The sequence below is a fragment of the Amycolatopsis sp. A1MSW2902 genome (genome assembly GCF_017312175.1).
Taxonomy (GTDB): domain Bacteria; phylum Actinomycetota; class Actinomycetes; order Mycobacteriales; family Pseudonocardiaceae; genus Amycolatopsis; species Amycolatopsis nivea.
The window spans coordinates 711,456-730,322 of sequence record NZ_QJPO01000003.1 but is presented as its reverse complement, the minus strand read 5'-3'; the positions used below and the strand labels follow the sequence as shown (position 1 = coordinate 730,322).

Genomic DNA, 18,867 nt, shown 5'->3' with positions numbered 1-18,867 from the left:
TCCGATTCCGTCAAGGAGCCCTTCACGGCTATTGCCGCACCAGCCCCAGTTCCGCGCATCCGTCCCGGAGCGGTTCCAGCCCGAACGCGTCCACCGGGCCCACCACACCGGGCGTCGCCGGGCCGTCGGTGCTCAACCGGATCGCCGCCCAGGCCAGCAGATCCCCGGTGAGCGTGTACGCATTCGGTCCTTCAAGCCGCACCTCGACCTGGGAATCGGCGACTGCGACCACTTCCGCGCCGGTTTTCGCGCGTGCGGTCGCGTCCGGTCCTCCGGGCGGGCCCACCATCGGCCCGCTCATCGCCCGCAGCAGCGGACCGGCCACCGAGGCCAGTGCGGACACCACGGGCATCGCCCGGCTCAACGCGGGGAACCATCCATTGTAGACAGTCACCTCGTCGAGCGACGGGAAATTCCCCGGCAGGAACAGCACTTCGGTCCCGGAAACCAGGAAAGCCGACTTGGACCGGCCGCGGACCGGGAACGCGCGCACCCGGCTGCCGGTGCGTTCCTCGACCAGTCGGCGGCCCCGCCAGCGCAGCGAGGGCAGGGTCATCCCGTCCCGCATGGTCGTCCGGGTGCCTTGGCTCAAGCCTCGATAAAGCGGCCCGGTCGCGAAGTAGCCGATCTCCAGCGAACGCACGTCATCGCCCGCCTCTTGCGCGGCAAGGGCGCCGGCGAGGATGCCGGGGACGTAGTCGTAACCGAAGGCCGGGACCATCGCCGCACCGGTTTCGACTGCTCGCTCATGGTGTCGGGCACGCACATCACGGACGAAACCGACCTCGCCGGTCGAGTCCAGGTAGTGCGCTCCGGCATCGGCGGCGGCTTGCGCGGCCGCGTGTCCGATCCGGTCGAACGGGCCGACGGTCGCGATCAGCACGTCGCCGGGCCCGGCCAGCGAGCGGAGGCTCGCCGGGTCGCTGACGTCCGCGACCGCGATCTCCAAGTCGCCGTGGTCCGCGGCCAGTGCATCCAACGCAGCACGATTCCGTCCGGCCAGGACGGGCCGCACTCCGCGCCGTACCAGTGACTCCAGGACCAGGCCGCCGGTGTAGCCGGTCGCCCCGAACACCACGATCCGCCCGGTCATGCCGTCACCGGGACGTGCCGACGGAGGAAATCGACCTGGTCCGCGACCACCCGCTCGAACGGATCGCCTTGGTAGACGGCGAAATGCCCGTCCGGATAAGTCCGTACCTCACCGCGCGGCGCACGGGCGGCGTACCGCAGCGTCGGCCCGGACGGGGCGACGGAATCCTTCTCGCACACCGCGAACAACGTGGGCACCTCGATCCGGCCGACGCCGCGGCCCGGCCGGTACCGCAGGATGTCGAACACCGCCCGCGCCGCGACCTCGTTGCGGAAATCGCTGCCCGGCGGCACCAGCGCAAGATACCCCGGCTCGGCGTCCGGCGCAGTCATCAGCGCGGTGCCTCGTTCCGGACCGGCGGTGGCGATCAGCCGCGGCGGCCGTCCGAGCCAGTGCCCGGCCGCGTCCCGGGCCGCGACGACGGTCGCCTTGACCGAACTGGCCGGATGCATGGCGAGCGCGGACGCGATGCCGTCGGTGAACGGGCATTGCGCGATCGCGGCGACGAGCCCGGCCGGGCGGTTCGCGGCGGTGCTGAGCACGTGACCGCCGCCGAACGAGGTGCCCCAGGCGATGACCCGGTCGCCGTCGACCTGGGGGAGCGTGCGCGCGTAGGCGATCGCGGCGGTCCAGTCGGCGAGTTGCTTCCGCAGGGACAGCAGGTGGCGCGGAGTGCCTTCGCTGTCGCCGAAATGCCGGTAGTCGAACACCAGACACGCGTATCCGGCGGCGGTGAAGCGTTCGGCGTAGGCGGCGAGACCCATTTCGCGGACTGCGCCGAGACCGTGCGCCATCACGATGATCGGCGGGTTTTCGTTTGCTGGCAGGTAAAGCGTGGCTGCGCACTGGTCGCTGCCGACCGGGAAGGACACGTTCACGCTGGGATCTCCTCTCGAGCGCTGGCGACCGGCCGGTCAACGGGGGTGCGGCCGGCCGGACGGCGTGCCCCGCGCCGGCGTTCGAGCCGAAGGTCGCGCATGTAGTCGTCGTAGTCAACCTGGATGGTGTGCCGTTTGGACGCGACGTAACGCCGCGCGATCCGTCGCCGGTGCGTGTCGATTTCGCGCGCCATCTCGGCCGCGCCGGGCAGGCGGTAGCGGCCTTGCAGGTGGTCGGCGATCAGCAGTGCCTGCCGTTCCGCGATCGGCATGATCGCGCCGAGCGGCTGCACCAGCCCGACGAAATACAATCCGGGCACGCCAGGGTGGAAAACCCGCCGGTACAACCGGATCTCGTTGTCGCCGGAGGGATCAAGGAAATCCCGGTCGAAGAACGGGAAACTGATCTTGTACCCGGTGCAGAACACCACCAGGTCGGCGGCGACCCGGCGCCCGTCGGCGAACACGACGTCGCCGCCGTCGAATCGTTCGATGTTCGGCACCGGCGTGATCGCCCCGTGGGCGAGCCGGTCGAGGACGCGGCTGGACATCGTCGGATGCGCCTGCGCGAACTTGTGGTCCGGCTCCGGCAGGCCGTACCGCGTCATCGGCCCGGTCGCGGCGGCCATCAACCGGCGCGCGAGCGGCCAGCGCAGTGCCGAGGGCAGCCATTCCTTCCCGGCGATCTGGTCGTACGGCCTGCCCCACACGTATTTCGGGATCACGTGCACCCCGCGCCGCGCGGACAGGTGCGTTTCCGCGGCGTGGTACGAGGCGTCGACGGCGATGTCCATCGCGGAATTGCCCATGCCGACCACCACGACGCGCCGTCCGGCCAGTTGCGCTTCCTCGGTGTAGGAATGCGAATGCATGATCTCGCCGCGGAATCCTTCGGCGCCGGGAAACATCGGCTCCGGCAGGCGCGGATCCCAATGGTGGCCGTTGGCGACGAGCACGGCGTCGTACCGCTCGGTGTCTCCTGTGGACAGTGTGACCGCGAAGCTGCCGTCCGGCCGAGGCTCGACGTGGGTCACCCCGGTGCCGAACCGGATGCGGTCGCCGAAGCCGAAATGCGCCACATACGCCGCGAAGTAGCCGGCGATCTGGTCGTGCCGGGCGAAGTCGGGCAGGTGCCGGGGCATCGGGAAGTCGCTGTACTCCATCCGCTGCCGCGAGGTGTTGATGTGCAGGGACCGGTAGGCGGCGGAGACCCCGTTGCGGTTGCCCCACACCCAGTTGCCGCCGACCCGGTCGGACAGTTCGTAGCAGTCCACGTCGATGCCGCGTTCGGCGAGCACCTTGACCGCGGCGATCCCGGACGAGCCCGCGCCGACGACGCAGACCCGGAAGCTGTTCGCGGACATGCGTTCTCCTCCTTGTGACCAGTGGTCATATGACCAGCGGTCATAGAGTACGATCGCAGCACGGGGAGAGTCAAGAAGAGGAGGTCGGCGGTGCCGACGGGAACGTGGGAGCGGCTGCCGGAGAAGCGGCGGGCGGCGGTGCTGGCGGCGGCCGAGGCGGAGTTCGCGGCGCGCGGGTTCAGCGGCGGCAGCCTCAACACGATCTGCCGCGAGGCCGGGGTGTCGAAGGGCAGCCTGTTCCAGTACTTCACCGACAAGGCCGACATGTACGTCCACCTCGCCGAGCTGGCGAGCGTGCGGATCCGCGCGGCCATGGAGGCCGAGATCGAGAAGCTCCCGTGGGACAAGGATTTCGCCGGCGCGCTCGACCGGCTGCTCGAGGCGTGGGTGCGGTATTTCTACGACCATCCGCTCGAGCGCGCGATGACCGCGGCGGCCAACCTCGAGCCCGATCCGGTCGCCCGCACGCCGGTGCGCGAGGCGGTCAACCGCCACTATCTGGCGGTGCTGCGGCCGCTGGTCGAGCGGGCGGTGGCGGCGGGGCAGCTCCGGGCGGACACCGACGTCGAGATCGTGTTGTCGTTGCTGCTGCTGGTCTTGCCGCATCTGGCGCTGGCCCCGCACGTCGAGGGGCTGGACCCGCTGCTCGGCCTCGTCGAAGGCGATTCCGCGCACGCGGCGGCGACCGCGCGCAGGCTGACCGGGGCGATGCTGAAGCCGTATCTCCGCTGAGCGATACCGGAAATGCGGTGTCCCCGCCGGAAATCCGGAGTGGTATAGACTGGCGCGGCCCACGTGATTACCGATCCGCCGCCCGCGCACCGACAGGGGTCGACCGATGACCAGCAAGCAGAACGCCACGCCGGCCGGGGAAAAAGGCGGCAATCGGCGGCTGGCGGAAAAGGTGTCCGAGCAGATCGAAAAAGACATCATCGACGGCGGCTGGCGCGTCGGATCGGTGCTGGGCTCGGAAACGGAGCTGATCGAGCGGTACGGGGTCAGCCGGGCCGTCTTCCGCGAGGCGGTGCGGCTGGTCGAGCACCAGCAGATGGCGGCGATGCGGCGCGGTCCCGGCGGCGGACTCGTGGTGACGGAACCGGATCCGGGCGTCGTGCGCAACGCGGCGCGGGTGTACCTGCGCCACGCCGAGGTGAGCAGGCAGCAGCTGATGGAGGCGCGGACCGCGCTCGAGGTCGCGGGCATCGCGCTGGCCGCGGAAAACCTCACGGAATCGGGAATCGTGCGGCTGAAAGAAGCGCTCGAATCCGAACGCGAACTCATCGAACAGGGATTCACCCGGGGACACGCGCGCAATCTGCACCGCGTTATCGCCGAACTCGCCGGAAATCCGGCGATCACATTGTTCGTGGAAGTCCTCGCGCAACTCGACCAGGACATCGTGCAGCGGGAATGGGACGCGGAATCCTCCGGCGGCGAACACCGCGACGCCGCCCGCGAATCGCACGAGGCGCACGAAGCGATCGTGGCGGCCCTCGTCGCCGGGGACGCGCCGCTGGGCCAGCACCGGATGCGCAGGCACCTGCAGGCCATCGCCGCGTTGCTGCGCCCCGAAGCCTGACCTGTCGCGCAGAGTACACTCTTTTCAGCTTGTCGGCGCGGTACCGAGCGACGCCGGACTCATTGATAACGCAAGTTCTGGTATCAGGTGCGGTAAAAGAGTATACTGTATTGATGCTGACCACGATGGGTTTTGAAACCGGAAGCTGTGTCCTGGTCACCGGCGCGGGCAGCGGGATCGGCCGCGCGGTCGCGCTCGGGGCAGCCGAGCTGGGGGTGGCCGTGGCCGCGTGGGATCTCGACCCGGCGGCGGTGTCCCGTCTCGCCGAGGAATCCGGCGGAGAAGTGCTGCCCGTCGAAGCCGACGCCGCCGACCCAGCCTCGGTGCAGGCAGCGCTCGACCGCACGCTGGCCTGGCGCACGCCGGGCATGCTGGTGAACAACGCCGGTCCGTCGAGCCAGCGGCCGAGGCCGTTCGCGGACGGGGTGGTCGGCGTGCTCGGGCTCGTCGAGCTGGTCACGACATCGTGGCTGGACCGGGTGCGGGAGCGGGCGGAAGCCGTCGTGAACGTCGCGTCCATCGCGGGCACGGTGATCGGCGGCGGCGTGAGCTGGTATTCCGCGGCGAAAGCGGGCGTGCTCGGCTACACCCGGTACCTCGCCGCCGAAGCGCCGTTCGGCGTGCGGGTGAACGCGATCGCGCCCGGCCTGGTGGAAACGCCGCGGATGAAGGAGTTCTTGCCCTCGGAGACGGGCAGGCGCATGGTGGGCCGCACGCCGCGCGGACGGGCCGTGCAGCCCGCCGAGGTCGCCGCGGCGGTGCTGTTCCTGGCTTCCCCGCTGGCCGCGGGGATCACCGGCGCGGTCGTCCCGGTGGACGCCGGGCTGTCCGTCACCGTTTGACCCTGTTCCCACCGAACCCGAGGAAGTGTTCATGAGCTCCCGCAGCACCCCGCCCGACGCCGACCTCGTGCGCAGCCTCGGCCTGCCCGCGACCGGCTCCGTGTACGACCTGTCGACCGGCTGGTGGCGGCACATGCCGACGTTCGCGGGCAACCCGCAGCTGGAAGTCGTCACGTACAACTCCCCGCAGGGCCAGCGCGCTGAAGGCCGGTTCCCGTTCGACTCGCCCGGCACGAACGACGTCGAATTCGGCTACGTGTCCGAACTGGTCTCCGGCAGTCTCCACACCGGAACACACATCGACGCGCTGTGCCACGTCACGTGCGGCAGCGAGGACGAATGGCACGGCGGCACCTCGGCGAACAGCGCGCTCGGCGACTACGGCGCGCTGCGCGGCGACGCGTCCGAATTCGGGCCGATCATCGGCCGCGGCGTGCTGCTGGACATCCCGAAGGTGCTCGGACTCGACGTCCTGCCACCGCATTTCGCCGTCGGCGAGGACCATCTCCGGCAGGCGGCCGAAGCGGGCGGCGTCACGATCACCGGGTCGGACATCGTGCTCGTGCGGACCGGGCAGATGAAGTTCTGGCCGGACACCGCACGGATCGCCGAGCGCAGCGGCGGCAGCGGCGTGGGCGTGGACGGGGTGGAGTGGCTGGTGTCGAAGGGCGTGCGGTACGTCGGCGCGGACACCATGTCGTTTGAGGTCCGGCCGTCGACGGTGCCGGGGAATCCGCTGCCGGTACACGTGCTTTTGCTGCAGCGGCACGGAGTGCACATCATGGAGTGGGTGAACTGCGAGGACCTGGCGGCGGACGGCGTCGTCACGTTCCTCTTCGTCGCGCTGCCGCTGACGCTGCGGGGCGGGACCGGTTCGCCGCTGCGCCCGATCGCTGTCGTGTGAAGGGAACCGGGATGGAATTCGCGAACGACGTGCCGCTCAGCCCGCTGAGTTTCCTGCGGCGCACCGCCGACCTCGACGGCGACGGGATCGGCGTGGTCACCGACGCCGGGGAACGGCTGTCGTGGGCGCGGCTCGCGGACCGGGCGGAGCGGCTGGCCGGACGTCTCCGCGAACTGGGGCTCGGCGAAGGCGACCGGGTCGCGGTGCTGGCGCCCAACGGCGTGCCGCTGCTGGAGGCGCATTACGGCGTTCCTGGAGCCGGATGTGCTTTGGTCGCCCTGAATACGCGTCTCTCCAAGGACGAATACGCGCAGCTGCTGCGGCTTTCCGGCGCGAAGGTGCTCATCGTCGACCAGTCGCTGGTCGCCCAGGTTCCCGAGCGAACGCCGGAGCTGCGGGAAGTCCTGGTGATCGGCGACGGTTACGAGGATTGGCTGCGGACCGCGGATCCGGTGCCCTTGCGCTTGCCCGGCGACGAGCGGCAGCCGCTGGCGATCAACTTCACCTCCGGCACCACGGCTGGCCCGAAAGGCGTGGTCTACACGCATCGCGGCGCGTACCTCAACGCGCTCGGCCAGGTCGTTTCCACTGGCCTGCAAGCAAGTTCGCGCTATCTGTGGACGCTGCCGATGTTCCACTGCAACGGCTGGTGCTTCACCTGGGCGGTCACTGCGGCGGGCGCGCGGCACGTCACGCTGCGGAAGGTGGACGCGGTGCGGGCGTTCGGGCTCATCGAGCAGGAAGGGGTGACGCATCTCAGCGGTGCTCCGGTCGTGCTCGACATGCTGGTGCAGGCGAGCGGCGGCGCGCGGTTCGCGCAACGGGTGCAGTTCGCGGTCGGGGGAGCACCGCCGTCGCCTGCCGCGATCGCGGCGCTGGCGGGCATCGGGATCGAGGTGACGCATCTGTACGGGATGACCGAGACGTACGGGCCTTCGCTGATGTGCGTCCCGCGGCCGGAATGGCAGGACCTCGCACCGGCGGAGCGGGCGAAAATGATGGCACGGCAAGGGGTTCGGACGCTCAATGTCGAGTCGGCGCGCGTGGTGACTCCGGAGTTCGACGACGTTCCCGCGGACGGGGAGACCCTGGGCGAGTTGGTGATCCGCTCGAACACAGTCATGGCGGAGTACCTCGACAATCCGGAGGCGACCGAAGCGGCGTTCGCCGGCGGCTGGCTGCATACCGGGGACGTGGCGGTGCGGCATCCGGACGGGTATGTCGAGGTCCGGGACCGGCTCAAGGACGTGATCATCAGCGGCGGGGAGAACATCGCGTCGATCGAGGTCGAGAACGCGCTGCTGGACCATGAGGCGGTCGCTGAGGCGGCGGTGGTCGCGAAGGCGGATCCGAAATGGGGCGAGGTGCCGGTCGCGTTCGTGCGGTTGCGTGAGGGGGCTGAGGTGTCCGATGTGGACTTGATTGGCTGGTTGCGGGAGCGGTTGGCGGGTTTCAAGGTGCCGAGGGATATCCGGTTCGCGGAGTTGCCGAAGACGTCGACTGGGAAGATCCGCAAGGCGGAGTTGCGCAAGCTGGCGGAGTAAGTCAGCGCTGTCCGGGAGCCTTGCGGGTGCGGCATCCGGACGGGGGAGAACGTCGCGTCCATTGAGGTCGAGAACGCGCTGCTGGACCACGAGGCGGTCGCTGAGGCGGCGGTGGTCGCGAAGGCGGATCCGAGGTGGGGTGAGGTGCCGGTCGCGTTCATGCGGCTTCGCGACGGGGCTGAGGTGCCCGATGTGGACTTGGTCGGCGGAGTAGCTCAGCGCTGTCCGAGAGCGTCGGCACGAGCCTGGCGGCGGTCCGGTTTGTTGTTCGCGGTCAGCGGCACCGCGGCGATCAACCGGACCGTCTTCGGGATCTTGTAGCCCGCCAGTTCCGCGCGGCAATACTCCCGCAGCGCGGCCGGTTCCACCGTCCGTCCCGCCACCGCGACGACGCTCGCTTCCACCCGTTCTCCCCAGTGCTCGTCCGGCATCCCGTACACGATCGCGTCGGCGACGTCCGGATGCCGGAGCACGACCTCCTCCACCTCGCGCGGATAGACGTTCTCCCCGCCGCTGATGATCATTTCCTTGCGGCGGCCCGCGATCGTCACCCAGCCGTCCTCGCTCCGCGATGCGAGGTCTCCGATGTGGACACCGTCCGCCTGGTATGTCAGGGCTGTCTCGGCATCGAGGCCGTAGTAGCCGTGGGTCTGCCAGGGACACGACACGACCAGGTCGCCGACGACCCCCGGGGCGGCCTCGCGACCGTCGGTGTCGAGGATGCGCACCGTTGCGCCCGGCAGCGGCCTGCCGACCCCGGCGAACCGGCCTGCCAGCAGGTCGTCGTGGTCGAATCCCATCACCGACCCGAATTCGGTCGCGCCGAAACCGGCGCGGATGCGGGCGTTCGGGAAGTCGCGCAGCAGGTCCTGCACGAAATCGCCGGTGGACGGCGCGGAGCCGAACCGGATCGCGGTGACGTTCTCGCGCCGCGTCGTCGCGTACTCGGGGCGGGCGCGCAGGGCGGCGAACATCGTCGGCGCGCCCATGAGCCTGCTCGCGCCCTGGTCGATCGCGGCGAGCGCGGCCGCGGGGTCGAACCGCCGGTGGATCCAGACCTCGCCGCCGGCGAACAGCGGCGTCAGCAGGTTCGTGCCGAGCGTGATGTGGAAGAACGGCGAGAAGAACAACTCGACATCCGACGGGACCCGCGGATTGCCGTGTGCGCAGGTGTTCAGCCACAACCACAGGCTGCGATGGGTGTGCACCGCGCCCTTCGGACTGCCGGTGGTGCCGCCAGTGCCGAAGATGATCGCGAACTCGTCCTCGTCCGGTGCGGTGAGGTCGCCGCCGGGGCGATACAGCGGGGCCAGGCGTTCGGCGATCGGCGCGGGCTGGTTCGCCGCGGGGAACTCGATGACCCGGTAGCCGGTCTCCCGGGCGAGCGGCGCGTACGTGGGGTCGGCCAGCAACATCGCGGGTTCGAGCGCGCTCAGGTACGCGCGAGCTTCCGGCGCGGTCAACCGGATGTTCAGCGGCGCGGCCACCATCCCGGCCGCCAGCGCGCCGAGGATCGCGATGGTGTGCGGGACCGATGGTTCCATCGCGGTGACGATCCGGTCGCCCGGCACGGCCCCGGACTCGAGCAGCGCGGTCGCGGTCGCGTCCATGGCGGCGACCAGTTCGGCGAAGGTCAGCTCGCCGTGCTCGTCGGCCAGCGCTCGCCGGTGCGCGCCGTGCGGTTGTTCGCCGATCGTCCGCAGCCAGTTCGGCAGCGTCAGGTCGTTGCCCACGGTCGTTCCTCCTTCACGGCTCCGCCCGGAAGACCGGGGCGGGCTCCTCGTATCGTGCCTCGTCCAGTGCGCGCAACTCCGCCGCCCACCCCGGGTAGTCGGCCTCCAGCCGCGCGATCTCCTCCGGTGCCGGGGCGAGTCCGGCCGCGGCGAGCAGGGCCTCGACGACGGTCATCGGACCTTCTCCCACGGCGTCCGGAGGTGCCAGCTCGTCCGTTGCTGGTACGCGTGGCCGGCGGCGAGCACCGTGGCCTCGGCGAACGGCCGCCCGGCGATCTGCAGGCCGAGCGGCAGCCCGTCGCCGGTGAACCCCATCGGGACGGACAGCGCGGGATTGCCCGCCGCGTTCCAGTAGGACGTGAGCGCGGTGTCGGCCATCCCGGACGTGCTGAGCCGTTCGATCTCGGGCGCGCCGCAGGTGGCGGTCGGCGTCACCACGAGATCGACCTCGGCGAACAGCCGGGCGAGCTGCCGCTGCCCGGCCCGCCGGACGCGCTGCAACCGCACGTAATCACCGGCGGAAACCAGCGCGCCTCTCGCGAGCGCCATCCGGGTGGCAGCGCCGTAATCCGGCCACCGGCGCTGGAGATTCGTTCGGTGCCAAGCGAAAGCCTCCGCCGCGAGACCGAACTTGGTCACTGTTTTCAGTTGCTGGTAGTAAGGCAGCTCGACCGGTCTCGTGCGCGCGCCCGCCTCGCGCAGAACAGCCACTGCCTGCTCGAAAACCCGGTCCTCGGCATGCGGCATCACCCCGATCCGCAACCCGGACAGGGACTCGGTCAACCCGCTGCGGTAGTCCTCAACCGGGTGGTCCACAGAGGACGGATCGCCGGGATCGGGTCCGGCGAGCACGGTCAGCAGGAGCGCGCAGTCCTCGGCGCTGCGGGCGAGCGGGCCGACGTGGTCGAAACCGGGCGCGAGCGGGACGCAGCCGTTCTTCGGCACCCGGCCGTACGTCGGTTTCAGCCCGGTGACCCCGCACAACGCGGCGGGATACCGGATGCTGCCCGCGGTGTCGGTGCCGAGGCTGCCGAGGACCAGACCCGCGGCGACCGCGCTCGCGCTGCCGGAGCTGGAGCCGCCGGTGTAATGCGTGGGACGCCACGGGTTGCGCGGCAGCGGGAACGGTTTCGTCCGGTCCGGCGCGCCGATTCCGAACTCCATCGTGGTCGTCTTCCCGGTGAGCACGGCACCCGCCGCGCGCAGCCGGGCGACCGCCGGACCGTCGCCGCGGAAATCCCAAACGCGATCGAGGACCTGGCTCTGCGCGGTGGTCCCGCCCTCGTCGGTGGCGAGGAGATCCTTGACCGCCAAGGGAATCCCGTGCAGCGGCCCGCGATCGACACCGGCCGCCAGCTCGGCGTCCGCCCGTTCGGCCGCGGCCAGCGCGGGTCCGTCGAACCGCGAGAGGTAGACGCCCAGCGCGGCGTCGTGCTCGTCGGCGGCGGCGAACGCGGACTCGGCCAACGCCACCGCGGTGGTCCTCCCGGTGCGGAGGGCCACCGCGGCTTCGCTGATGCTCAGGACCATCGAGCGGCCGGTTCGGGGGAGACGGCCTCGGGCGAGCCGGTCAGATCGCTGCCGCGGGTCTCCGAGATCCGCCAGATCGCCACGATGGTGATCACCGCCCCGACGCCCGCGATGGCGCTCAGCGGCAGGCTCGACCCGCCGAACCCGGCGACCAGGCTGCTCGCGAGCAGCGGCGTGAACCCGGCGCCGAGCAGGCTCGCCAGCTGGTATCCCAGCGAAACCCCGGTGTAGCGCACGCCGGTGCCGAACATCTCCGACAGCATCGGCGCGAGCGGCGCGTACATCAGGTTCTGCAGCACCTGCGCGCCCATCAGCCCGAGCGTCAGCAGCAGCACCGAGCCGCTGTTGACCAAGGCGTACAAGGGAATCGCGTAGAGAATCGTGCCGACGGCGCCGATCAGGCTGACCACCCGCCGCCCGACGCGGTCCGACCACGCGGAGAAGGTCGGGATGCAGATGATGCCGACGCCCGCGACGAACAGGAGCGCGCGAGCCACATCGGACACGTCGTAGCCGAGGGTTTTGGCGTAGGCGATGCTGTGCGAGCTGACCAGCGCGGTGAGCGCGAACGGCCCGATGCCGGCCGCGCAGGCGAGGATCAGCGCACGCGGGCGGCGCAGCACCTGGAGGACCGGGACGGCGGGCTTCCGGTCGGCCGACTTGGCCGCCTGTTCGCGGAAGACCGGGCTTTCCGACACCCGCAGCCGCACGTACAGGCCGATGATCAGCAGCAGCGCGCTCATCAGGAACGGCAGCCGCCAGCCCCACGAGAACAGCGCGTCCTTCGGCAGCAGGCTGACCAGCGCGAACACGAGCGTGGCCAGGAACGAGCCCAGCGGCGGCCCGAGTTGCATGATGCCCGCCCACAGGCCGCGCCGGCGCGCGCTCGCGTGCTCGACGACCATCAGCGCGGCCCCGCCCCATTCGCCGCCGACCGCGATGCCCTGCACTACGCGGAGGAAGACGAGCAGCAGCGGCGCGGCGATGCCGATCGTGCTGTAGGTCGGCAGCACGCCGATCAGGAAACTGGCCGCGCCCATCAGCGTCATGGTCACCATCAGCATCGACTTGCGGCCGAGCCGGTCGCCGAAGTGGCCGAAGACGAGCCCGCCGAGCGGACGCGCGACGTACCCGGCGGCGAGCGTGCCGAACGCGGCGATGGTGGACGTCGAGGAGTTCAGCGACGGGAAGAACAGCGGCCCGAACACGAGCGCGGCGATCGAGCTGTAGATGAGGAAGTCGTAGTACTCGATCACGGTGCCCAGCAGGCTGGACATCGTCACCTTGCGCAGTTCGGGGGACCCGGCGCTGCCGGGGGCGGGCGGCCGGGGTTCGGGCGAGACCATCGGGACCTCCGGGAATGGGGGCGGTGGGCGACCGAGTTGAGGATACTGATCAGAAGCCGGAGTGCAAGAGGTGCGCGGTCCGGATGCGATTCCGTTACCGGTGCTGTTACCGGCAGTTTTGCGGAGCATCGAGAGTGCGCGGCCAAGCGGATGCTTGCGTAGCGAGGCTAATTGAGTATCCTTTATTCATCGAATGAGAGGAGTCGGCGACGTGCACCGACTGGACGAGTGCCGGCGCGGGCCGGAGGGACGCTGATGGAGTTCGCGTGGGATCAGGCCGACGTCGCGTTCCGGCGCGAGCTGGGGGACTTCCTCGACCGCGAGCTGGCCGGATGGGACCGGTCCGAGACCGGCCTCGGCAGCGCGGTCTACAGCGATTTTTCGCGCGGGTTCGTCGGCAAGCTCGCCGACAAGGGCTGGCTCACGCCGCACTGGCCGCGCGAGTACGGCGGCGGCGGGCAGGGCGCGTGGCAGCATTTCGTGCTCGGCGAGGAGATGTGGCGGCGCGGGGAGCCGCGCGGGCCGCAGTACATGAACGTCAACTGGGTCGGGCCGGCGATCATCAAGTACGGCACCGAGGACCAGCGGCGCAAGCTGCTGCCGCCGATCGCGCGCGGCGAGGTCTTCTGGTGCCAGGGCTTCTCCGAACCCGAGGCGGGGACGGACCTGGCCGCGCTGCGGACGAAGGCGGTCCGCGACGGCGACAGCTACGTCCTCAACGGACAGAAGATCTGGACGTCCTACGCCAACGTCGCCGACTACTGCTTCCTGCTCGCGCGCACCGGCTCGGCCGCCGACGGCCGCGACGGCATCTCGGTCTTCCTGCTGCCGCTGAACACCCCGGGGGTGCAGGTCCGGCGCATCCCGGGGTTCGTGGGCGATCATTCCTTCAACGAGCTCTTCCTGACCGACGCCCGGATTCCGGCGGACTGCCTGCTGGGGGAGGAGAACAAGGGATGGGAGATCGTCCGGCGCACGCTCGCCTACGAACGCGTCGGCGCGCCCCGGTACGCGCGGGCGGCGCTGGTGCTGGACCGGCTGGCCGCCGAGGTCGGCGCGTCCGGGAGACTCGCCGACCCGGGGATCCAGGAGCAGTTCGGCCGCGCGCGGGCAGCGTGCGAGGCGGCGCGCGTGCTGGTGTACCGGGTGATCGACGAGCGGGCGAAAGCGAAGGAACCCTCGCCGATGGCGTACCAGGCCCGGGCCGCGATGGTGCAGGCCGAACGCGCGGTGGGCGACCTCGCGCTGGACGTGCTGGGCAGCGAAGCGCTCGTCGAGGGAGCATTGGGCGACGCGCAGTTCCGCAACTCGCTCGGCGCGGGCATCGCGGCGGGCAGCTACGAGGTGCAGCTCAACCTGATCAGCCGTCTCATCCTCGAACTGCCGAAGGACTAGCCGTGGATTTCGAACCGACCTCGACCCAGCGTGCGGTGCTCGACGCGCTGGGCACCCTGCTGGCCCGGCACGCCGGACCGGAACGCAGCCGGGAGCTGGCCGCTCGCGGCGCGTACGACGGGAACCTCGAAGAAGCGTTGCGGCGCGACGGTTTCCTCGACCTGTTCGCCGCGGAGGACGCCGGTCCGCTCGACGCGGCCTTGGCGGTGGAGGCGATCGCCGCCGAACTCGGCGCGGTCAGCGCGGTGCCGCACCTGCTGGTGCTGCCCGCGCTCGGGCTCGACCGGCCAGCCGGACCGGTAGTGCTCGCGACAGGCGATCCGGGCCCGGTGCGCTACGGCGGCGAAGCGACGCGGATGCTTCGCGTCGACGGCGACCGCTGTTTCGCCGCTGACCTTGATTCCGGTGCGGCTGAACGGGTTCCGTCGGCTTATGGGTATCCGCTCGCTCGCGTAGTCGTTGCGGGCCAGGAGGAATTGGCGCCCGGAAGCGCCGCGACGATGGTGAACTGGTGGCGGGTCGGCGCGTCCGCCGAGGCGGTGGGCATGATGCGGCGGGCCGTCGACATCGCGGTCGGCTACGCCAAGGACCGCAAGGTGTTCCGCCGCTCGCTGGGCTCGTTCCAGGCGCTGCAGCACCGGCTGGCCGAGGTGAACGTGGCCGTGGAGGGCGCGCGCTGGCTCGTCTACGAGGCCGCGTTCGCCGGTGCGCCCGCCGAAGCCGCCGCGGTCGCCGCGACGCACACGATGTCCGCGCTCGGCCGCGTGACCAGGGAAACCCACCAGATCATGGGCGCGATCGGGCTGACCGAGGAACACGACCTGCACCTGTGGACACTGCGGCTGCAAACCGTGCGCGCGGAACTGGGCAGCTGGCGGACGCCGAGCCGGGCCGTCGCCGAGGCACGCTGGGCGGCGGTATGAGCGTCGCATTGATGCCCACCGAGGAGCAGCGGGCGCTGGCCGAGGTGGTCCGGAGTTTCTGCCGGACGCACTGTCCGGACGAGGTGTGGCGCTCCGGTGCGTTCCCGGCGGAGTTCTGGCGGGGGCTGGCCTCGCTCGGGGTGCTCTCGCTGGCGGTGCCGGGCGAAGGCGGGGGAGCGGGCGACATCGCGGCTGCCTGCACGGAGCTGGGCCGGGCTGCCGCGCCTGGACCGTTGGCCGCGTCAGTGTTCGCGGCTCAGGTGCTTCCGCCTCCGCTGGCTGCCCAGGTCGCGGACGGAACTTGCGTGGCCTCGGTCGGCGCGCCGCCCTTGCTGCCGTGGGCGCCGGTGGCGGACGTTTTCGTGGAAACGGACGGCTCTCGCGGGTGGCTGGCTGAGGCTGATTCCGTTGAGCCGGTGGAGGTGCTCGGCGGAGAGCAATGGGGCCGGGTCGCGTTGACCCGGGTTGAGCCGGTGGAACGCGTCGAGGCGGCGACGGCTCTTTCGGACATCGCTTCGGCCGCATATCTGAGTGGCGCCGGACGGCGGTTGCTCGACCTCGCTGTCGAGCACGCCCGGAGCCGAGTCCAATTCGGACGTCCAATCGGGACATTCCAGGCGGTCGCGCATCCTCTCGTCAATGCGGGACTTTCGCTTACCTCGACGGAAAAGCTCACCACTATGGCCGCGCTCGCGCTCGACGACGGGCATCCCGACGGGACCGCGCTGGCTTCCGCCGCACGATCATCGGGAGGACGGGCTGCGGTCGAGGCGGCGGAAGTCGCGCACCAGACGTTCGGCGCGATTGGGTACTCCGTGGAGGGACCGATCGGGCCGCTTTCGCAGCGGATCAGGCACCAGGCCGCGCGGCTGGGGTGCGCGGACAACGTAGCGGCGATGTATCGCCGGAAAGGCCAGGAACGATGAGCGACGCGCCCGAGGTGCTGTTCGAAAAGCGCGACCACGTCGCGTGTCTCACGCTCAACCGCCCGCACCGGGGCAACTCGCTGACCGGGACGATGATGCCGGTGATCCGCGAGATGTGGGCCGAGGTCCGCGACGACCCGTGGATCCGCGCGGCGATCGTGATCGGGGCGGGCGAACGGCATTTCTGCACCGGGGCCGACGTGCACGCGGTCGCCGGGCGCGGCGGGATGAGCACCGGGAACGGGCCGCTGAGCGACGAGGTGTTCTGGTCGCCGCGGCAGAACCGGGTGTGGAAACCGGTGATCAGCGCGGTGAACGGGCTGGTCGCCGGAGCCGGGCTGCACTTCGTGGTCGACGCGGACATCGTGCTCGCCGCGGATCACGCGGCGTTCATGGACACGCACGTGAACGTTGGCCTCGTCGGCGCGATGGAGAACATCGGCCTGGCGAAACGGCTTCCGCTCGGGTCGGCGCTGCGGATGACGCTGATGGGCAAGGACTACCGGATGCCCGCCCAGCGCGCGTACCAGCTCGGGCTCGTCGACGAACTGTCCACTTCGGACGATCTGATGGCCGACGCGGAGAAGATGGCGCAGCAGATCGCGCGGCATTCGCCGGCGGCGGTGCAATTGTCGAAGCAGGCGGTCTGGAACTCGCTGGAGATGGGGTACGGGCAGGCGTGCGAGTACGGCTGGTCGCTGCTGCGCATGCACTGGGCGCACCCCGACGCGAAGGAGGGCCCGCGCGCGTTCGCCGAAGGCCGCGAGCCGCGATGGACGACCGGTGCCGACGGGGAGCAGTGAGATGGATTTCGGCTTCACCCCGGAGGAAGAGGCGTTCCGCGCGGAGGTCCTCGAATTCCTGTGGGAATACCGCGACACCAACGGCTACTTCCACCGCGGCAAGGACACCGCCGACGGCGTCCGCCAGGTTTACCGCGCGCTGGGCGACCGGGGCTGGCTGTCGCTGTCCTGGCCGACCGAGTTCGGCGGCGGCGGCCGTTCGCCTGCCTATGAGTTCATCCTCTGGGACGAGATGGCCTACGCGCGGGTGGCGCGCCCGCCGATGGGGCCGGGTTTGGTGGCCAAAGCCTTGATGACGCACGGCACCGACGCGCAACGCGAACGCTACCTCGCCGACCTGCGACGCGGCCGTCTCAACTTCTGCCTCGGCTACTCGGAACCCGACGCTGGCTCTGACCTCGCCGCGGTGCGCACCAAAGCCCGCCGCTCGGGTGACCATTACGTGGTTGACGGCGCGAAATGCTGGACGTCGAACGCCCACTGGTCGGACTGCATCTGGCTGCTGTGCCGGACCGGTGCGGCGGACAGCCGGTCGCGGGGGCTGAGCGTGCTGATCGTGCCGTTGGACAGCCCCGGGATCACCGTGTCGCCGATCCCGACCCTCGACGGCGGACGCCTGAACGAGGTCCGCTTCGACGGCGTCCGGGTCCCGGCCTGCGATCGGGTCGGGGCGGAGAACGAAGGCTGGCAGGTCGTGGCTTCGGCGCTCGCGGTGGAGCGGCATGTGCAATTCCCGCCCAAGCGCTTGCGCCGGGACCTGCACGACCTGATGGCCGCACTGGACTCAGCCGGTGTCTCCGACGACCCGGTAGTGCGACGGCGGGTAGGGGAGTTGTCGGTCCGCCTGGCTGAGGTCGACGCACTCGCACTGGCCCTGCTGGGCGAGGTGATCCGAGGCGAACCAGCCGCGGTCCCGGCGGCGTACCACAAACTGGCGGGCACGGTGCTGGCCCAGGAGATCGCCCGCGCAGGAATCGAACTAGGCGGGGTGGAAGCGGCGGTCGCGGGGACGGATACGGAGTTCCTGTGGCGGCAGTCTGTTTTGGAGACCATCGGCGGCGGGACGACCGAGGTGATGCGGGGGTTGATCGGGAGGCAGGAGTTCGGGTTGCCCGCGTGAGAGAGACGGCGGCCCGGCGCGGGCTGGGCGCGGGGTTGCGAGCCGTGAGGGCCACCCCGAGGGAATCTGATTCCCTCAGGGTTCCCCTCACGGACCTCAAGACATGGCCAGACAGGATGAATCGGGCGTTTCGGTGACGGTGGAGTCTCTTGTGGACGGTCAGCGAGACCGAGGCACGCGGCTTAAGTTCCTGGCATGGCGATGCATGGTTGAGCGGACGTGGGCCGGGCTGGGTTCATGCGTGGGTCGGGGCGAGGTTTGTGCGCGGAGCGGGCGATTACGGGCGGGCCGGGGTTATGCACGAGTCAGCCGACTGCCGGCGGCCGAGGCCTGTCTCTGGGCCCGTCGACCGCAGCCCGGGGGGCGAGGATTATGCATGAATCAAACACCCCGAGAACACCACGCCGCCTCAGCGGCGAAGCACGGCTCAGCCAGGAACCCGCACCCCGCGCAGGTAAGCCGTCACCCGGATCCGCAAGCCCCGCAGATCCCGCAGTGCCAGTGGCAGGTGATAAGCCGGTCGGTACCCCGCCGAAACCCCCGGCTCCCCGCAAGGTCCGGCGAAGTACACGAAACCGTCGTCGTGGTCGCGGCGGGCGGGGGACCACGGCTGGTCTTGCCAGGCGCGCGCTGCGGCGTGGCTGGCGGTCCAGTAGTTCGGGGCCTTCATCGTCTCGGCGATCGCGGCGGCGAAACCGGCGGCGTCGGCGTCGCTGACTCCCAGTCCGCGGCCTGGCCACAGGCGCGGCAGCACCCGGTCGGCGGTGTGGTCTTCGAGCCACGGCGCGCAGGCGAAGATCGCGTGGGCGCCGTCGACCGAGACCGACCAGCGTTGCATGGCCGCCGTGGGCGGGATTTCGTACATGCGACCACCTGCCGGGAAGAGA

At 70.4% G+C, this 18,867-nt stretch carries 18 protein-coding genes and 1 pseudogene; 11 read left to right on the top strand and 8 right to left on the bottom strand.

The genetic code is table 11. The features are described from left to right. Nucleotides 1-28 precede the first annotated feature (28 nt). Genes DMP23_RS46325 through DMP23_RS46315 form a run of 3 tightly spaced genes read right to left on the bottom strand, consistent with a single transcriptional unit; the run spans nt 29 to nt 3,335 of the window. A complete protein-coding gene (locus DMP23_RS46325; protein ID WP_337825059.1) occupies nt 29-1,093 on the bottom strand; it encodes a saccharopine dehydrogenase family protein in 1,065 nt (354 codons plus the stop codon). Further along, nucleotides 1,090-1,971 (bottom strand): alpha/beta hydrolase, encoded by an 882-nt coding sequence (locus DMP23_RS46320; protein ID WP_337825058.1) that lies wholly within the window; start codon nt 1,969-1,971, stop codon nt 1,090-1,092. Before DMP23_RS46320 ends, DMP23_RS46325 begins: the two co-directional genes overlap by 4 nt. Further along, nucleotides 1,968-3,335, bottom strand: a complete 1,368-nt coding sequence (locus DMP23_RS46315; RefSeq protein WP_337825057.1) for a flavin-containing monooxygenase — start codon at nt 3,333-3,335, stop codon at nt 1,968-1,970. Before DMP23_RS46315 ends, DMP23_RS46320 begins: the two co-directional genes overlap by 4 nt. Before the next feature lie 90 nt (nt 3,336-3,425). On the opposite strand from DMP23_RS46315, the gene DMP23_RS46310 reads away from it, so the two are divergent. The 6 genes and pseudogenes from DMP23_RS46310 to DMP23_RS46285 form a co-directional block, all read left to right on the top strand. After that, nucleotides 3,426-4,067 carry a TetR family transcriptional regulator gene (locus DMP23_RS46310; RefSeq protein ID WP_037813337.1) on the top strand — a complete coding sequence of 214 codons (642 nt, stop codon included), beginning with the start codon at nt 3,426-3,428 and terminating at the stop codon, nt 4,065-4,067. 106 nt (nt 4,068-4,173) lie between these two features. After that, nucleotides 4,174-4,914 carry a FadR/GntR family transcriptional regulator gene (locus DMP23_RS46305; RefSeq protein ID WP_037813335.1) on the top strand — a complete coding sequence of 247 codons (741 nt, stop codon included), beginning with the start codon at nt 4,174-4,176 and terminating at the stop codon, nt 4,912-4,914. A 113-nt stretch (nt 4,915-5,027) separates the two neighbouring features. Then, a complete protein-coding gene (locus DMP23_RS46300) occupies nt 5,028-5,756 on the top strand; it encodes an SDR family NAD(P)-dependent oxidoreductase (protein ID WP_051728977.1) in 729 nt (242 codons plus the stop codon). Between the two features lie 31 nt (nt 5,757-5,787). Further along, a complete protein-coding gene (locus tag DMP23_RS46295; protein WP_337825056.1) occupies nt 5,788-6,660 on the top strand; it encodes a cyclase family protein in 873 nt (290 codons plus the stop codon). A gap of 11 nt (nt 6,661-6,671) precedes the next feature. Continuing rightward, nucleotides 6,672-8,204, top strand: coding sequence for an AMP-binding protein (locus DMP23_RS46290; RefSeq protein ID WP_337825055.1), 1,533 nt, complete (start codon nt 6,672-6,674; stop codon nt 8,202-8,204). A 111-nt stretch (nt 8,205-8,315) separates the two neighbouring features. Then, nucleotides 8,316-8,369, top strand: a pseudogene (locus DMP23_RS46285) (hypothetical protein); the annotation flags it as partial. Between the two features lie 50 nt (nt 8,370-8,419). Here DMP23_RS46285 and DMP23_RS46280 read toward each other — a convergent pair. The 4 genes from DMP23_RS46280 to DMP23_RS46265 are packed head-to-tail and all read right to left on the bottom strand — an operon-like array spanning nt 8,420 to nt 12,813. Then, complete coding sequence (locus tag DMP23_RS46280) at nt 8,420-9,937, bottom strand: class I adenylate-forming enzyme family protein (RefSeq protein ID WP_337825054.1); 1,518 nt, start codon at nt 9,935-9,937, stop codon at nt 8,420-8,422. A gap of 13 nt (nt 9,938-9,950) precedes the next feature. Further along, on the bottom strand, nt 9,951-10,112 hold the full coding sequence (locus DMP23_RS46275) for a hypothetical protein (RefSeq protein WP_238607023.1): 162 nt from the start codon (nt 10,110-10,112) through the stop codon (nt 9,951-9,953). Further along, nucleotides 10,109-11,467, bottom strand: a complete 1,359-nt coding sequence (locus DMP23_RS46270; RefSeq protein ID WP_337825053.1) for an amidase — start codon at nt 11,465-11,467, stop codon at nt 10,109-10,111. Before DMP23_RS46270 ends, DMP23_RS46275 begins: the two co-directional genes overlap by 4 nt. Further along, nucleotides 11,458-12,813 carry an MFS transporter gene (locus tag DMP23_RS46265; RefSeq protein ID WP_337825052.1) on the bottom strand — a complete coding sequence of 452 codons (1,356 nt, stop codon included), beginning with the start codon at nt 12,811-12,813 and terminating at the stop codon, nt 11,458-11,460. The genes DMP23_RS46270 and DMP23_RS46265 overlap by 10 nt, the downstream gene beginning before the upstream one ends. 255 nt (nt 12,814-13,068) lie before the next feature. On the opposite strand from DMP23_RS46265, the gene DMP23_RS46260 reads away from it, so the two are divergent. From DMP23_RS46260 to DMP23_RS46240, 5 genes are read left to right on the top strand one after another with little or no spacing between them, the layout of a single operon-like run. Then, nucleotides 13,069-14,208 carry an acyl-CoA dehydrogenase family protein gene (locus DMP23_RS46260; protein ID WP_337825051.1) on the top strand — a complete coding sequence of 380 codons (1,140 nt, stop codon included), beginning with the start codon at nt 13,069-13,071 and terminating at the stop codon, nt 14,206-14,208. A gap of 2 nt (nt 14,209-14,210) precedes the next feature. Next, nucleotides 14,211-15,131 carry an acyl-CoA dehydrogenase family protein gene (locus tag DMP23_RS46255; protein WP_337825050.1) on the top strand — a complete coding sequence of 307 codons (921 nt, stop codon included), beginning with the start codon at nt 14,211-14,213 and terminating at the stop codon, nt 15,129-15,131. After that, nucleotides 15,128-16,057, top strand: a complete 930-nt coding sequence (locus tag DMP23_RS46250; protein ID WP_337825049.1) for an acyl-CoA dehydrogenase family protein — start codon at nt 15,128-15,130, stop codon at nt 16,055-16,057. The genes DMP23_RS46255 and DMP23_RS46250 overlap by 4 nt, the downstream gene beginning before the upstream one ends. Then, entirely contained in the window at nt 16,054-16,860 is an 807-nt protein-coding gene (locus DMP23_RS46245) for an enoyl-CoA hydratase/isomerase family protein (protein ID WP_134662400.1), read from the top strand. Before DMP23_RS46250 ends, DMP23_RS46245 begins: the two co-directional genes overlap by 4 nt. 1 nt (nt 16,861) lies before the next feature. After that, entirely contained in the window at nt 16,862-17,980 is a 1,119-nt protein-coding gene (locus tag DMP23_RS46240; RefSeq protein ID WP_337825048.1) for an acyl-CoA dehydrogenase family protein, read from the top strand. Nucleotides 17,981-18,407: 427 nt separating this feature from the next. Here the strand turns inward: DMP23_RS46240 and DMP23_RS46235 are convergent, their stop codons facing one another. Continuing rightward, nucleotides 18,408-18,845, bottom strand: coding sequence for a hypothetical protein (locus DMP23_RS46235; protein WP_337825047.1), 438 nt, complete (start codon nt 18,843-18,845; stop codon nt 18,408-18,410). Nucleotides 18,846-18,867: the final 22 nt, after the last annotated feature.